General features: G+C 68.7%; 11 protein-coding genes and 1 pseudogene. 8 read left to right on the top strand and 4 right to left on the bottom strand.

All coding sequences use genetic code 11. The annotated features are described in order from the left end of the window. Window positions 1–89 precede the first annotated feature (89 nt). Genes coxB through FSB78_RS00615 form a run of 5 tightly spaced genes read left to right on the top strand, consistent with a single transcriptional unit; the run spans window position 90 to window position 5,593 of the window. The gene (gene coxB / locus FSB78_RS00635) at window positions 90–1,052 is read left to right on the top strand and encodes a cytochrome c oxidase subunit II (protein ID WP_147079069.1); all 963 of its coding nucleotides are present in this window, start codon (window positions 90–92) and stop codon (window positions 1,050–1,052) included. Next, on the top strand, window positions 1,049–3,577 hold the full coding sequence (gene ctaD / locus FSB78_RS00630; protein ID WP_147079067.1) for a cytochrome c oxidase subunit I: 2,529 nt from the start codon (window positions 1,049–1,051) through the stop codon (window positions 3,575–3,577). The genes coxB and ctaD overlap by 4 nt, the downstream gene beginning before the upstream one ends. Then, entirely contained in the window at window positions 3,574–3,960 is a 387-nt protein-coding gene (locus tag FSB78_RS00625) for a hypothetical protein (RefSeq protein ID WP_147079065.1), read from the top strand. Before ctaD ends, FSB78_RS00625 begins: the two co-directional genes overlap by 4 nt. Next, on the top strand, window positions 3,957–4,565 hold the full coding sequence (locus FSB78_RS00620) for a cytochrome c oxidase assembly protein (RefSeq protein ID WP_147079064.1): 609 nt from the start codon (window positions 3,957–3,959) through the stop codon (window positions 4,563–4,565). Before FSB78_RS00625 ends, FSB78_RS00620 begins: the two co-directional genes overlap by 4 nt. Next, complete coding sequence (locus FSB78_RS00615; RefSeq protein WP_147079062.1) at window positions 4,562–5,593, top strand: c-type cytochrome; 1,032 nt, start codon at window positions 4,562–4,564, stop codon at window positions 5,591–5,593. The genes FSB78_RS00620 and FSB78_RS00615 overlap by 4 nt, the downstream gene beginning before the upstream one ends. Window positions 5,594–5,650: 57 nt before the next feature. Here FSB78_RS00615 and purU read toward each other — a convergent pair. From purU to FSB78_RS00595, 4 genes and pseudogenes are all read right to left on the bottom strand, one after another. Then, window positions 5,651–6,480 (bottom strand): annotated as a pseudogene (gene purU, locus FSB78_RS00610) (formyltetrahydrofolate deformylase). Between the two features lie 55 nt (window positions 6,481–6,535). Beyond that, a complete protein-coding gene (locus FSB78_RS00605) occupies window positions 6,536–7,786 on the bottom strand; it encodes an HlyD family type I secretion periplasmic adaptor subunit (protein ID WP_147079060.1) in 1,251 nt (416 codons plus the stop codon). A gap of 105 nt (window positions 7,787–7,891) precedes the next feature. After that, a complete protein-coding gene (locus FSB78_RS00600) occupies window positions 7,892–9,685 on the bottom strand; it encodes a type I secretion system permease/ATPase (protein WP_147079058.1) in 1,794 nt (597 codons plus the stop codon). 4 nt (window positions 9,686–9,689) lie between these two features. Then, window positions 9,690–10,838 carry a helix-turn-helix transcriptional regulator gene (locus FSB78_RS00595; protein WP_158637937.1) on the bottom strand — a complete coding sequence of 383 codons (1,149 nt, stop codon included), beginning with the start codon at window positions 10,836–10,838 and terminating at the stop codon, window positions 9,690–9,692. A 201-nt stretch (window positions 10,839–11,039) separates the two neighbouring features. On the opposite strand from FSB78_RS00595, the gene FSB78_RS00590 reads away from it, so the two are divergent. From FSB78_RS00590 to FSB78_RS18990, 3 genes are all read left to right on the top strand, one after another. Beyond that, the gene (locus FSB78_RS00590) at window positions 11,040–12,422 is read left to right on the top strand and encodes a TolC family protein (RefSeq protein ID WP_158637936.1); all 1,383 of its coding nucleotides are present in this window, start codon (window positions 11,040–11,042) and stop codon (window positions 12,420–12,422) included. A 123-nt stretch (window positions 12,423–12,545) separates the two neighbouring features. After that, a complete protein-coding gene (locus FSB78_RS00585; RefSeq protein ID WP_147079052.1) occupies window positions 12,546–14,750 on the top strand; it encodes a calcium-binding protein in 2,205 nt (734 codons plus the stop codon). Between the two features lie 248 nt (window positions 14,751–14,998). After that, complete coding sequence (locus FSB78_RS18990; RefSeq protein WP_158637935.1) at window positions 14,999–15,154, top strand: hypothetical protein; 156 nt, start codon at window positions 14,999–15,001, stop codon at window positions 15,152–15,154. Window positions 15,155–15,166: the final 12 nt, after the last annotated feature.

Here is a 15,166-nt window from a genome sequence, read left to right as displayed (position 1 = left end):
TTGGCCAGCATGAACATCCTGTCATATTCCGGTTACGCTCCCGCGTTCGAGGCGCTAGGGCGACCGGGAAAGCTGACGGCAAGGGCGTGATGCGGACGAAGACTTTTCCAGCCGCGGTTCTGGCGCCTGCCCTGCTCGGCGCCTGCAACCGCCATCAATCGACGCTCGCGCCGTTCGGCGAGGACGCCGCCGACATCCGCAGCATCGCGATCGTGCTGCTGGTCGGCGCGGTGGTCATCGCGGTCGGCATGGCAGCGCTGATGCGCGCCGCGGTCCGCGCGCCCGAAGGACGGATGACGCACCAGGGCGGCATGAAGATGGTGCTGTGGCTCGGCGGGATCATCCCGTCGATCCTGTTGTTTGGGCTGCTCGTCTGGTCGCTGCCCGCGATGCGCCCGCGCGAGGTCGCCCCCGCCGACCTGCGGGTGGGCGTCGAGGGCGAGCAGTTCTGGTGGCGGATCCGCTACGCACCGCAGGGCGGGACGGTCGTCGAAAGCGCGAACGAGCTGCGGCTGCCGGTCGGGCGCACCGTATCGCTCGCGCTGTCGAGCACCGACGTGATCCACAGCTTCTGGGTGCCGGGCCTTGCCGGCAAGATGGACATGATCCCCGGGCGCACCAACCGCCTCGTCGTCCGCGCGACCAAGGCGGGGCGGTACCGCGGCGTCTGCGCCGAATTCTGCGGGCTGAGCCATGCGTTGATGGCGTTCGACGTGATCGCGATGGAGCCGGCCGCGTTCGATCGCTGGCTCGCCGGGGAGCGCACGCCCGCGCCGGACTCGCCCGGCGCGCGGCAGTTCGCGGACGCCGGCTGCGCGGCGTGTCATGCGATCCGCGGCACGGCCGCGGCCGGCAAGATCGGCCCGGACCTGACGCATTTCGGGTCGCGCACGACGCTCGCCGCGGGCGTGCTGCCGATGACGCGTGCCAATATCGCCGGGTTCATCCGTGATCCGGGCAAGACCAAGCCCGGCGTGCGCATGCCCGCCTTTCCACAGATCTCCCCGGCCGAGGCCGACGGTATCGCCGCCTATCTCCAGGGTCTGAAATGACGACGAGCCCCGACCAGAACGATCCCGCGGTCCGCGCCGCGCAGGAAGAGCGGCTGCGCGAGGTGTGGAAGCCGCCCTCGGGCTGGTTCTTCCGCTGGACCGACGTCAACAACAACCGGATCGGCGTGTGGTACACGCTGACCGCGTTCGGCTTCATGCTGTTCGCGGGCGTGCTGGCGCTGATCATGCGCACGCAGCTCGCGGTGCCGAGCAACGACCTGGTCACCGCGAACACCTTCAACCAGCTGTTCACGCTGCACGGCTCGATGATGATGTTCCTGTTCGCGGTGCCGATGTTCGAGGCGGTGTCGATCATCCTGCTGCCGCAGCTGCTCGGCGCGCGCGACCTGCCGTTCCCGCGGCTGTCGGCGTTCGGCTATTGGAGCTTCCTGATCGGCGGCGTGTTCGTCTCGGGCTCGATCTTCTTCGACGCGGCGCCCGATGGCGGCTGGTTCATGTACCCGCCGTTGACGACGCGCACCGACCTGAGCGGGCTCGGCGCCGACATCTGGATGCTCGGGCTAAGCTTCATCGAGGTGTCGTCGGTGGCGGCCGCGGTCGAGCTGATCGTCGGCGTGCTCAAATGCCGGCCGCCGGGAATGCGGCTGAACCTGATGCCGCTCTATGCCTGGTACATCCTGGTCGTCGCGGTGATGATCCTGTTCGCCTTCCCGCCGCTGATCGCGGGCGACGTGCTGTTCGAGATGGAGCGGCTGCTCGACTGGCCGTTCTTCAACGAGGCCAAGGGTGGCGATCCCTTGCTGTGGCAGCACCTGTTCTGGATCTTCGGCCACCCCGAAGTCTATATCGTCTTCCTGCCCTCGATCGCGCTGTTCGCGATGCTGATCCCGACCTTCGCGCAAAGACATTTGCTCGGCTATCCGTGGATCGTGCTGGCGGCGGTCGGTACCGCGTTCCTGAGCTTCGGGTTGTGGGTCCACCACATGTTCACGACCGGGCTGCCCAAGATCAGCCTGGCGTTCTTCTCGGCGGCGAGCGAGGCGGTCGCGATCCCGACGGGGGTGCAGATCTTCGTGTTCATCGCGACGCTCTGGGCGGGCAACGTCAAGAAATCGACGCCGCTGCTGTACGCGTCGGGGAGCCTGGCGATCTTCGTGATCGGCGGGCTGACGGGCGTGATGGTCGCGGTCGCGCCGTTCGACTGGCAGGCACACGACACCTATTTCATCGTCGCGCACCTGCATTACGTGCTGATCGGCGGCACGCTGCTGCCGCTGTTCGCAGGGCTCTATTATTACTGGCCGCTGGTGACGGGGAAGAAACTGTCCGACCGGATGGGCAGGACCGCGTTCTGGATCCTGTTCGTCGGCGCGAACCTGACCTTCTTCCCGATGCACCTGTCGGGGCTGCTCGGCATGCCGCGGCGGGTGTTCACCTATCCGGGCGAGCTCGGGATCGGCGGACTGAACCTGGCGTCGACCGCGGGATCGTATCTGTTCGCGGCGGGCGTGCTGATCATCTGCGTCGACCTCGCGCGGTCGCCGTGGCGGGCGAAGGCGCCGCGCAACCCGTGGAACGCAGGCACGCTCGAATGGCTGGCGCTGCCCGATGACGAGGACTGGGGCATCCGGTCGGTGCCGCTGATCGAGAGCCGCTATCCGATCTGGGACCAGAAGGACTTCGTCGCCAAGGTCGACGAGGGCCGATTCTTCCTCCCCGATGCCGAGGAGATGCGGCGCGAGTCGATCGTGACGACGGTGCTCGACGCGCGGCCGCTGCAGGTCATCCGGCTGGGCACGCCGAGCGTGAAGCCGATGCTGACCGCGATTGCGCTGGCGGGCGTGTTCATCCTCACCACCTATCATTTCTACATCGCCGCTGCGCTGAGCGGCGTCGCGACGCTGGCCTGCGTGCTGACCTGGTTGTGGACCGGGACCGCCGAGATCCCCGAAAAACCGACCAAGTCGATCGGCCACGGGATCGAGCTGCCGCTGTATCTGTCGGGCCCGGCGGCGTCCGGCTGGTGGGCGATGTTCATCACGATGATGGCCGACGCGACCGCGTTCTCAGGGCTCGTCTTCGGCTATTTCTTCTTCTGGACGATCCACAGCGATTTCCCGCCGAGCGGCGCCGGGCTCGACGGGCCGGGCGTGGTCTGGCCGATGGTCGCGCTGGCGACGACGCTGGCGGGCTGGGCCGCGACCGTCGTCGCGCGCGAGGTGCATCGCCGCGGGCATGTCGGCCTCGCTCGCGCGCTGCTGGTCGGCGGGATCGTCGCGACGCTGGCGAGCCTGTTCGCGGGGCTTGCCGGACCGTGGCTGTCGGGGCTCGAGCCGACGTGCCACGTCTATCCGGCGATCGTCTGGACGCTGGCGATCTGGACCGCGGTGCATGCCGCGATCGGCGCGATCATGCAAGCCTATACGCTCGCACGCAGCCTGGCCGGCAAGATGACCCCGCAATACGACGCCGACCTGCGCAACATCACGGTGTTCCACCACTTCCTCGCACTGACCGCGCTGGTGACCTATTGCACCATCGGCCTGTTCCCGGGTGTCGCATGAAGCGCCGGTTCGGACATTGGGCGCACGACCTGAAGGTCACGCTGTGGACGCTGATCGTGCCGCCGACGATCTGGGCGGCGCATTTCCTGTTCTGCTACCTGTGGGTCGCGGTGACGTGCGCGAAGACGCCGGGGACGTCGCTGCGCGGCTTTCCGCTCGCTGTGCTGATCGCGACCGTCGCCGCGCTGCTCGGGATCCTCGCGGCCGGCTATATCGCGCGCGTCCAGTCGCAGGCGCCGGGCGACCCCGCCCCGCACGACAGCAGCACCGAGATCGACCGCCTGCGCTTCCTCGCGCTGTCGACCCGGCTGCTCGCGGGGCTGAGCTTCATCGCGGTGCTGTTCACTGCGGTCCCCGTCGTGATCTTCGGCGACTGCCGGTGAGGCGCGCGAGCCTGGCGGCGGGGGTCGCGCTGGTCCCCTCAGGCTGGGCGTTCGCCGCCGCGCCGCTCGGCATGGTCGGGCACATGGCGGGGCACATGATCGCGGTCGCGGTTGCGGCGCCGCTGCTCGCCTACGGCGTGGCGGGGACGCGGTACGATCCCGCCGAGCGCTGGCCTGCGATCGTGACGCCGCTGGCGATGTCGCTGGTCGAGCTGGTGGTCGTCTGGCTGTGGCACCTGCCCGCATTGCGGCTCGGCGTCGACAGCCAGCCGCTCGCGCTGGTCGTCGAGCAGGCGAGCTTCCTCGCTGCCGGCGTGCTGTTGTGGAGCGCCGTTCTCGGCACTGCGACCGGCGGCGCGAGCGACCGGCGCGCGGCAGGAGTCGCGGCGCTGTTGCTCACGTCGATGCACATGACCCTGCTCGGCGCGCTGGTCGGGCTCGCGCCGCGCCCGCTCTACGCGGCGATGCATCATGCCGGCCACGGGCTCGACACGCTCGAGGACCAGCAACTGGGCGGCGTCGTCATGCTGCTGGTCGGCGCGGCGAGCTATTTCATCGGTGGCCTCGCGATGCTCGCGGGCCTTCTCAGGACACGCACGGCATGACGATCCGCATCACCTGGGCGCGCGCGGCGGCGGCGATCGTCGCGCTCGCGCTCGCCGGCCTGCTCTTCGCCTGGTCGGGTATCTTCAACATCGCCGCGTCGTCGGGGCATTGGAAGGTCACCGACTGGTTCCTGCACTGGACGATGCGCAATTCGGTCCGCACGCACGCCGCGCTGACCGCGCCGTCAGACCCCAAGGCCGACCAGCAGCTGGTCAGCGCCGCCGGCCTGTTCGCGGCGAGCTGCGCCAGCTGCCACGGCGCGCCGGGCGTGCGTCCCTCGCCGGTGATGCAGGCGGCGACGCCCCCTGCCCCCGACCTCGCGATCAACGCGCGCGAATGGACCGACCCGCAGCTGTTCTGGATCCTCAAGCACGGCGTCAAATATACCGGCATGCCCGGCTGGGCAGCGAAGCACCGCGACGACGAGGTGCGGCGGATGGTCGCGTTCGTGCGGCAGCTGCCGACGATGACGCCCGCGACCTACCGGGCGCTGACCGCGATGCCGACGGGCGACGCAGTGCTCGACAGCTGCACGGGGTGCCACGGCACCGACGGCCGCGGGCGTGGCCAGCCCGACATCCCGGTCCTGGGCGGCCAGGACCCCGCTTACCTGCTCGCCGCGCTCGAGGGCTATGCGACCGGCAAGCGGGCGAGCGCAGTGATGCAGACCGCCGCCGCCCGGCTGCAGCCGGCCGACATGGCTCGGCTCGCAAAGCATTTCGCCGCGATGCCCGGGCTGGCCCCGGCACCCGCCGGCACGACCGCGGATCGCGCCGCCGCGCAGATCATCCGCGTCGGCCGGCCGGACCTCCAGCTGCCGGCCTGCGCGAGCTGCCACGCGCCGGGCAAGCCCTATCCCGTGCTGACCGGCCAGCGCGCGAGCTATCTGGCACAGCGCCTGCGCCAGTGGCGCGGCGACGAGACGATCGTCGACGCCCGCAAGTCGCAGGCGACCATGCCCGTCATCGCCCGCCGCATCCCGGAGGACATGATCGTACCGCTCGCGACGGCGCTGGCGGGACGCTAGGGGTCCACCGGAGCGAACGCGCCGGCACGGGTCACGCGTCCACGCTTGGTCCGCGCGTTACAGGATCACCGTCCTCTGTCCGTTGCGGAAGACGCGGGCCTGCGCGATCCAGGTCAGTGCCCGCGCCAGGACCTGCGCCTCGACGTCGCGACCTCGACGGACCATCTCTGCGGCGTCGCAGCGATGATCGATGCGCATGACCGCCTGTTCGATGATGGGCCCGCAATCGAGATCCGCCGACACGAAATGCGCCGTGGCCCGATGAGCTTCACGCCGTTGTCATAGGCTTGCCGGTACGGGTGCGCGCCTTTGAAGCTCGGCAGGAAGCTGTGGTGGATATTCACCACCCGCCCCTCGAAATCGCTGCAGAAGCGCGGCGAGACGACCTGCATGTAGCGCGCGAGCACGATCAACTCGATCCCGTGCTCGGCGATCAGCCCGCGCCACGCCGGCTCGACGCTCGCCTCGTGCCCCTCCGCGCCGACCGGCACATGGACGAAGGGCAGGCCGTGCCGCTCGACCGCGCAGCGCCACCGATCGTGGTTGCTGACGACGGCGACGATGTCGATGGCAAGGTCGCCAGTCTCGTGACGGTAGAGCAGGTCCGCGAGACAATGACCCTGTTGCGAGACCATGACCAATGTCCGCGGCCGGTGATCGGCGCGCTGCACCGCGAAGGTGAGCCCGAGCGGATCGGCAAGCCGGACCAGACGCTCGGTCAGATCGGGCATGTCGGCCGCGCCAGCCGCGACCTCTAGCCGCATGAAGAAGCGGCCGGTTTCGGGATCCGCATATTGCGCGGAGTCGACGATGTTGGCGTGCGCGGCCTGGCAGGCATTGGCGATGACCGCGACCAGCCCCAGCCGATCGCGACATTCGATCGTCACCCGCCATCGCAGCCCGTCGCTTGCAGCACCCCCGCCCCCGTCCGGCGCAGGCAGATCAGCTTTCACGGAACGCCCGGCGGAAACTGTCGATCAGCGGCTGGCTGAAATATTGGAGGAGCGAGCGTTCGCCGGTCTGAACGAACACTTCGGCGGGCATCCCTGACACCAGCCGGACCGAGGGGACTTCGCGCAGGGCGGCGGGCGGCAGGATCACCTGCGTCTCGTAAAAGACCTCGCCGGTCTTCTCGTCGACGCTGGCATCGGCACTCACCTGGCGGACATAGCCGATCAGGGTCGGCACGGACCGCGTCTTGTAGGGGGTCAGCCGGACCTCGGCACGCAAGCCCGGATGGACGACGTCGATATCGTTGGCATGCAGCCTGACGATGACGACGGGCGGCATGTCGCGGGGCACGATGTCGAGGATCGGCTGGCCCGCGGGCAGGACGCCGCCCGGCGTCACCAGCCGCAGATTGGTAACGATGCCGGCGACAGGCGCGGAAATGATTCGCCGGCGGGCGATGTCGCTACTGATCTTGAGTTTCTCGCGCGCCTCCGTGAGCCGGGCCTGCACCTCGCGTTGCTCGGCCGCCGCTTCCGTCGTCCGCTGCCCGCGCACGAGCGACACCTGTGCGCGCAACTCGCCGATCGTATCCGCAATCTTGTTCCGGCTCGTCGCCAGCCGTTCGCGCTGCGATGCGAGGTCGGCCTGCTGACGCTGCAGCGTCAGCAGGCGCGTACGGCGCTCCAGCCGTTCCCCGACCAGCGTCTCCACGCCCGCCAGTTCCTCGCCGATCAATCGCGACTGCTCGGCGACCGCGGCGAGCTGGGGTGCGGTGCCGACGAGTTCGGCGCGGCCCTGCGCGATGCGTTGCGCGAGCACGCGGACCTGGTCCCCCTGCGATCCCAGCCCCGCGCGGAACAACCGGTCCGACGCGCCCAGGATCGCCTTCACCTGGGGTTCGTCGCGGCGCGCCAGGAGCTCGTCGGGATAGACGACCGAGTCCAGCCCCTGCCGTTCGGCGGAGAGTCGCGCGTCCTGGGCCAGCAGGGCGTCGTAGCTCCCGCGCAGCGCCGCGCCTTCGGCCGCGGTCGCGGTGCTGTCGAGTTCGACCAGCGCCTGTCCCGCCGCAACGCTGTCGCCCTCGCGCACCAGCAAGCGTTTGATGATGCCGCCCTCAAGATGCTGGATGACCTTGCGGCCGCCCTGATCGGCGCGCAGCAACCCGCTGGCGACCGCCGCGCTGTGCAGCGGCGCGAGTACCGTCCAGAGCCCGAACAGCAGGACGAACGCGGCCAGCCCCATAGGCGAGACGCATCGACGCGCGTACCGGGGGGCCGTGATCGACGGGCTCCGCGGGCGCCGGCAGCTGGAGCGGCGTGCCTTCCCAGTTTCCGATGACCGTCGCGTTCATGCCCGAGCCTCCCCGACGGCGGCAGGACTGCCGTCGGCCGTCGGCGCGGCGCGTACCGGGGTCGGCGGTTCCACGCGCGTCGGCCTTTCCGCCGCGCGCGCGAGCTTCGCGACCACGTCGCGCGCCGTGCCGAAACTGGCGACCATGCCCGCATCGAGCACGAGCACCTTGTCCGCGATCCGCAACAGGTTGGTACGATGCGACACGACGATACAGGTGACGCCGCGCGTCTTGAGCTGCCGCAGTGCGCGAAACAGCGCGTCCTCGCCCGCGGCGTCGAGGCTGGCGTTGGGCTCGTCGAGCACGACGAGGCGCGGCGTCCCGATCAGCGCGCGCGCCAGCCCGATGCGCTGGCGCTGGCCTCCCGACAGCTGCAACCCGCCATCGGTCAGCTGCATGTCGTACCCGCCCTCGAGCTGCAGGATCATCTCGTGGCAGTCCGCGAGCTGCGCTGCCGCGACGACATCGTCGTCGGTCGCATCGGCGCGAAACCGCGCGATGTTGTCGCGCACCGATCCCGGCAGCAATTCGACGTCCTGCGGCAGATAGCCGATATACGGCCCCAGATCGCTGCGCATCCAGTCGAACGCATCCGCGCCATCGAGCCGCACATGCCCCTGAGTCGGCTGCAGCGTGCCGATCAGCGAGCGTGCCAGCGTCGTCTTGCCCGATGCCGACGGCCCGACCAGTGCGAGCATCTCGCCCGCCGAGACCGCGAAACTGACGTTGCGGAGCACCGGCATGTTCAGCGCGGGCGGCACATAGGTCAGGTTGGCGACGGTGATGGCGCCGGTCGGTGCCGGCAGTCGCATCGTCGAGGTGCGCGACGGCGGGAGCCGGCAGAAGGCCTCCACCTGCCGGAAGGCATGGCGCGCCGCGACGAACTGCCGCCAATAGCTGATCGAGGATTCGATCGGTGCCATCAGCCGGCCGACGATGATCGAACCGGCGATCATCGCGCCGCCGGTCAGTTGGCGATCGAGCACCAGCCAGGCGCCGACCGCGAGTATCGCGACCTGGATCGCGTAGCGCACGAAGCGCGCGATGCTCGTGATCGTCGTGGTGAAGCGCTGTGGCCGGCTGCTCGCGGCGATCTGCTGCCGGTGGCGCCTGGCCCATTGGTCGACGGCCGCGCCAGTCATGCCGAGCGCGTCGATCACCTCGCCGTTCCGGACGAGCGCCTCGGCATGGTCGAGATTGGCCGACGCGAGCGACTGGGCATCCCCCAACCGGGCGCGCGTGCCGCGTTCGTTGATCCATGCCAGCGTCAGCAGCACGACCGCGCCCACCGCCGCGACGGTGCCAAGGTCGGGATGCAGCAGATAGATGGCGATCAGGTAGACCGGCACCCAGAGGATATCGATCACCGAGAACAGGGTCGGGGTCGAGAGAAAGCCCGTGACCGCCGAAAGCCCGCGCAGTGCGCCCAACCGCATGTCCGGCGGCAGCGATCGCTGGTCGAGTGCGATGGACAGCAGCATGGGTGCCAGCCGTTCCGACAGCCATTGTCCCAGCTGCCCGGCGACGCGTTGCCGCACGCCCTCCAGCGTCGAACTCAGCGCGATGGCGAGCATGACGGCCAGACACAGGAAGCCGAGCGTATCGAGGCTCGAGCTGGTCAGCACCCGGTCGAACACGTTCAGCGAGAAGATCGAGACCGCCAGCGCCATCACGTTGACGATGCCGGAGAACACCAGCAGCGCGATCAGCACCGACCGATAGGGCGCGAGCAGCGCGGCGATGTAGCTCGTCTGGCTGCGCTGCGGCTTGCCGGGTTTGGGGCGAACCATCGGCCTATTCCGCCGCGACGGTTTCGGTGGCCGGAAACAGCGGCGGCACCAGACCGAGGACGAGCCGCGCGAGATCGATCTGCCGATGCACGCCGAGCTTCGCACGGACGCGCTTCAGGTAGGTCCGCGCGGTCTCCTGCGACAGGTTGATGCGCTCGGCCGTCTCGGCAAGGCTGTTCGATCGCAGGAAGCTGTCGAGGAAGCGCTGCTCGGACGGCAGCAGGCCGAGCGCTGCGAGAACGCAGGGCGGCGCGCTGATTGCGCCCAGCTCGTGCACGACGATCATCGCGACGTTCCGCTCGGCGGCGCCATCGTGGAAGCGCGCGGGCACGACGACGGCCAGCATCAGATTGGCATCGTCGTCGTTGATGCGCACCGCGCGCATGTCGACCTTCTCGGTGATCGTCTCGATGACCGCATCGCGCAGGTTGCGGGTCTCGCGCGAGTAGCGCGTGGCGATCGTGCCGTCCCCGGGACGCAGGAAGATCGACCGACGACGCAGAAGGTGCCCGGCCGACGCGTTGGTCAGCAGGGGCGTCATCCGCTCGTCGACCAGGAACGTCGGCATGGCCATGCGATCGAGGACCGAGCGCATCATCGACAGCCGGCCGGCGCTGCGGTCGTTCGCGGCTTCGGCGAAGATCAAACTGACGATCAGGGGCAAGGCCGCGCGGAAGGCAGCGGCCGTCGCGTCGGCGATCGGCACGTCCATCGGATCCCGAAACACGATTCCCTCGAGCTGCCCCGACTCCGCGTCGCACGAGACGGCCAGGCCCCTCGCATAGCGGCTGCGTCCCGGCGGCAGGTCGTGCCGCGCAGCGGCCGCAGGCGACAGCGCAGTCGAGGCGGGCGGCATCACGACCTGCCGTACCGCGCCCGCCCCCGAAAGCCCGTCCCAAAATGGTTCACAATCCCGTGCAAACCGCCGTATCGCTTCCGGATCGCGCGACACGTGCGGCAACCCGACCAGGATATGCATCACCGGCGCCCCCTCCTTCGAGGTCGCGCGGAAATAGGCATGGTCCAGCCCCAGTCCGTGCAGGAAGGATTCGCACGCGTCGGCGAGCTGCATGCGCGCGTGAGGCTTGGGAATGTCGATGCGGACCGTGTGCGAGCCCGGTGGCCGCGCTCCGATGATCGTCTTGTCGGCCATGCTGTCCCCCCGTTTCGACGTGTATCGAAATCTGTCCGCGCACTCGGCGAGAGGCCTCGCAATGCGCTGACAAATCAGGCGTTCGCTTGTTGGGCGCCGTCTTATGCATCCGTTTTGGAGGATTACGGCGAACGATCGGGACCGGCAATTGCGGCCGACTACGCAAGTCCGCAGCCCCGCCGCGTTCCCGAAAGGGAACAGATGACCACCATCTTTGGTGCGATCCTTCCCCCGCAACCGAAGCAACGACTTCGAGGTGGGGGAGATGAAATGAGCACCGAAAGAAGGGCGTTCTGCCTGCTGGTCTCGAGCGTCGCGCTCTGCGGCGCAGCGCCGCACCAACCGTACCGGCTGGCCGAGATGGTCTATGCCGCAAACCCCCGCATCCAGGCGCAACGCGAGGTCGTGCAGCAGGCCCGAGCCCGCCTGGATGCCGCGCGCAGCGGCAGCCTGCCCTCGATTGAGGGCGATGCGCTGGTGCAGCGCCGTCGTCTGGGCGTCGTGAACGGTCCGGGCGATCAGACCTTCACGCTCGGCCAGGCGTCACTCGAGGCCAGGATGCCGCTGTTCGACGGCGGCCGGACCGGGGCCGCGAAGGCAACGGCGCGCGCCGAGCTGGACAATGCGGAAGCCGTGCTCAACGATACCGTCGAACAGGTCATGCTCGACCTCGTCACCGCGCTGGCGGACACCCGAAGCGCCGCCGAGGTGGAAGGCTTCGTGCAACAGCAGAACGCGTCGCTGCAGAGCGAACTCGCCATGACCGAGCGTCGTCTCTCGGTTCGCGATGCGACGCTCACCGACATCAGCCAGGCGCAGGCACGGCTGGCGACGTCCGAAGCCGGCATGCTCGATGCGCAGACCCAGCGCGCGGCGAGTCGCAGCCGCCTGGAAGAGTTGCTCGGCGCTCCGATCGCCGACGAGACGATGGCCCTTCCGCAGATCGCGGCCGGACCGCCGACGATCGAGGACGCGAAGCAGCACGCGATCAGAAACAGCCCCGTGCTGCGGGCCGCGCGCGCCGCCGTCGCCGCCGGGCGCGGGGCCGTCTCCGCCGCGCGCGCGCAACTGGCACCCAATGTCGAGGCCGTGGTCGGCGTCGACTATCTCACCGGCGGCGTCGCGAACCTCTTCACCGGCCAGTTGCCCAACGACCGGACCGCGACCTTCGGCGGGGTCAGCGCCCATGTGCCGATCTTCCAGCGCGGAGCGGAATATGCCGAGATCCGCCGCGCCAAGGGGCTGGAAGCGCAACGCATGTTCCAGCTGGCCCAGGTCGAGCGCGAGGTGGTGCGGGACGTCGAGGTCACCTGGACCCGTCGCCAGGCCGCCGCGCGGATCGTCGCCATCGCCGGCAAGGCCGTCGTCGCGAACGAGAGCGCCGTCAGCGCGATCACGCGCGAGGCGACGTTCGGCGAACGCACGACCATCGACGTCCTCGATGCACAGCGCGACCTGTTGACCGCGCGTATCGACCAGACACGCGCCGCACGGGCGGAAATCGTCGCGCAGGCAACGTTGCTGGCCGAGATCGGTTCGCTGGCGCAAACCTTGCTCGGCTCGGCCCCGCCAAACAGGCCGTAAGTCGGAACACTGTCCCCGCCGGGGAATATGGCCGGCCGGTACCACTCTCTACGCCACGATGCGTGATGAACACTTTCATCGCCGGAACCCTTCGGGGAGCCCGTTCATAAAGGGAGAGAAGAGATGGTAGCTCCAACGACGCCCAAAGCGGCGACTTCTCGTGCGCAAGTACTTGGCACGAATGCCAACGAGATCATCGATCTCGCGACCAGCAACACGACTGCAGGTTTGCCGTACAATGCCCGGGCTGGCGGCGGCAACGACTATGTGTTCGGCAACAATTTCGACAATGACCTGTATGGCGACGCCGGCAACGACGTGCTGCTCGGCCGCCGGGGCAACGACCGCGTCGAGGGCGGCATCGGCAACGACGTGCTGTACGGCGATGACGTGGCCGAGTCGGCGAACGACGGCAACGACACGCTGCTCGGCGGCGCCGGCGACGACGCACTTTACGGCGGAGGCGGGAGCGACTTCCTCCATGGTGGCGACGGCACCGACATCCTCAATGGCGGCAGCGGCGACGATCGCGCGATCGGCGGCGTCGGCAACGATACCGTGAACGGCGATGCCGGCGACGACGATCTGTTCGGGCAGGCCGGCGCGGACACCGTCAACGGCGGCACCGGCAACGACTATATCGAGGGCGGGCTCAACGCGACCGGCGTCGACACGCTGAACGGCGGCGACGGCAACGACGTCATCTTCGGCGACAACGGCCACTCGTTCGGTGCCACCACGAGCGCCAACATGGGGGCGGGCAACGGCGCCAACGCCGTCGGCGGTCGCGAGGACGACAGCTTCGCCTATAATTCCGGGTTCGAATATAATCCGGACGAAGGCAATGCGGACGTCATCACCGGCGGTGCCGGCGACGACCAGGTCTTCGCCCAGGGTGGCGACGACCGCGTCAACGGCAATGACGGCAACGACCTGATCTGGGGCGATGCCGGCAACGACACGCTGGCGGGCGACGCGGGCGACGACCAAGTCGATGGCGGCGACGGCAACGACACGATGGACGGCAATGACGGCAATGACGAACTGGACGGCGACGCCGGCGAGGATCTGATCCGCGGCGGTGCCGGCAACGACTTCGTCCAGGCGGGTGCTGACAACGATAGCGTGTTCGGCGGTACCGGCGACGACGTGCTGAACGGCGACGACGGCAACGACCTTGTCGAGGGCGAGGCCGGCGCCGACAGGATCCAGGGTGGCCTGGGCAACGACACGCTCAATGGCGGCGACGGCAACGACGTCATCTACGGCGCCGGCGAGTCGATCGACGATAACACCGATCCCGGCGCCAGCGACAACGACGTCATCACCGGCGGCAACGGCGAGGATACCGTCTATGGGGGGATCGGCGACGACCAGATCTACGGCAATGTCGGCAACGACACCCTCCAAGGTGACGAAGGCAATGACTGGATCCACGGCGGTCAGGGCAACGACACGGTCTACGGCAATGACGGCAACGACGATGTCAACGGCGGCGTCGGCAACGATTCCGTGTCGGGCGGCGCCGGCAACGATATCGTCAATGGCCAGGCCGGTGACGACCAGCTGTACGGCGATGCCGGCAACGACACCGTGTACGGCGAGACCGGAAGCGACCTGCTGGTCGGCGGCCTCGGCAACGATACGCTCTGGGGCGGTGACGACAACGATACGCTGTACGGCGATGCCCAGGAGCAGACCGGAGTCAGCGGCGGCGGGATCGACGTTCTGCACGGCGGCAACGGCAATGATGCCATCTGGGGCGGCGGCAACAACGACACGCTGTACGGCGATGCCGGCGACGACCAGATGTTCGGCGACACCGGTAACGACCGCCTCGAGGGCGGCGCGGGCGACGACCGGCTCGAGGGTGAGGATGGCAACGACACGCTGCTCGGCGGAGAGGGCAACGACACGCTGCTCGGCGGAGAGGGCAACGACCTGCTGATGGGCGGCGCGGGCCGTGACATCTTCCGGTTCGACGAGACCAACAGCAGTCCCGGCTATGGCGACGACGAGATCTCCGGCCAGTTCGGGAACGGTCGCGACTTCAGCCTCACCAACCGTGACGCCGTCCAGCTCGATGTCGACGCCGGTTTCGACCGGAGCTCCGTCATCGTGGTCAACCTGGACTGGGATGGCCAGGGCGACGCGGTCGACGTCATGATCTTCACCGCGAACGGCTCGATCATGATCGAGGATTTCTGGGCAGGCGCCGATCCGCTGATCGCCAACCTGGCCGAAACCACGACCTTCTTCGACTCGGTCGAGGCGATGAATGCCTACAGCCAGGGCAATGCCGGCTACGACATGATCCAGTTCGTCTGACCGTATCGTCCGATCCGTCTCCCCCCACATCCGACGGATCGGGGTCGGATGCTCCTCAGGGCGGCCGCCTCACGCGGCCGCCCTTTTTTAATCTGCCCCCAATAAGGGACTCCCCGTATCCCCCCGTTGCTCCACGGGGTCTGGAAAGCTTCGGGGGGACCAGTGCGCCGCAGTGAGATCATCGCGATTGGCCGCTATGGCGTGCTGCCGCGCACCCGCTTGGCCCTGCAAGGCGGCCGGCCCTCATCATGACCGGACTGCTCGTCATCCTGCTGGCCGCCGGGCAGCCTTCGCTGATGCTGCCGGTCCGTTGCGACGTGCCGAAGGCGTGCGTCGTCCAGAAGCTGCCCGACCACGGTCCCGGCGCGGCGCGGCGCGCGAGGATTATCGCTGCGGTTCGCTGACGACCGATGCGC

Origin of the sequence: Sphingomonas ginsenosidivorax, assembly GCF_007995065.1 — a bacterium.
Classification (GTDB): domain Bacteria; phylum Pseudomonadota; class Alphaproteobacteria; order Sphingomonadales; family Sphingomonadaceae; genus Sphingomonas; species Sphingomonas ginsenosidivorax.
Note: the sequence above shows the minus strand (reverse complement) of the source record. Positions and strands in the feature narration are given on the sequence as shown.

What these genes read in the sequence shown, in the direction of transcription:
- coxB (WP_147079069.1), top strand. Translation starts at nt 90, where the DNA reads ATGCGGACGAAGACTTTTCCAGCCGCGGTTCTGGCGCCTGCCCTGCTC.
- ctaD (WP_147079067.1), top strand. Translation starts at nt 1,049, where the DNA reads ATGACGACGAGCCCCGACCAGAACGATCCCGCGGTCCGCGCCGCGCAG.
- FSB78_RS00625 (WP_147079065.1), top strand. Translation starts at nt 3,574, where the DNA reads ATGAAGCGCCGGTTCGGACATTGGGCGCACGACCTGAAGGTCACGCTG.
- FSB78_RS00615 (WP_147079062.1), top strand. Translation starts at nt 4,562, where the DNA reads ATGACGATCCGCATCACCTGGGCGCGCGCGGCGGCGGCGATCGTCGCG.
- FSB78_RS00605 (WP_147079060.1), bottom strand. Translation starts at nt 7,786, where the DNA reads ATGGGGCTGGCCGCGTTCGTCCTGCTGTTCGGGCTCTGGACGGTACTC.
- FSB78_RS00600 (WP_147079058.1), bottom strand. Translation starts at nt 9,685, where the DNA reads ATGGTTCGCCCCAAACCCGGCAAGCCGCAGCGCAGCCAGACGAGCTAC.
- FSB78_RS00595 (WP_158637937.1), bottom strand. Translation starts at nt 10,838, where the DNA reads ATGGCCGACAAGACGATCATCGGAGCGCGGCCACCGGGCTCGCACACG.
- FSB78_RS00590 (WP_158637936.1), top strand. Translation starts at nt 11,040, where the DNA reads ATGACCACCATCTTTGGTGCGATCCTTCCCCCGCAACCGAAGCAACGA.
- FSB78_RS00585 (WP_147079052.1), top strand. Translation starts at nt 12,546, where the DNA reads ATGGTAGCTCCAACGACGCCCAAAGCGGCGACTTCTCGTGCGCAAGTA.
- FSB78_RS18990 (WP_158637935.1), top strand. Translation starts at nt 14,999, where the DNA reads ATGACCGGACTGCTCGTCATCCTGCTGGCCGCCGGGCAGCCTTCGCTG.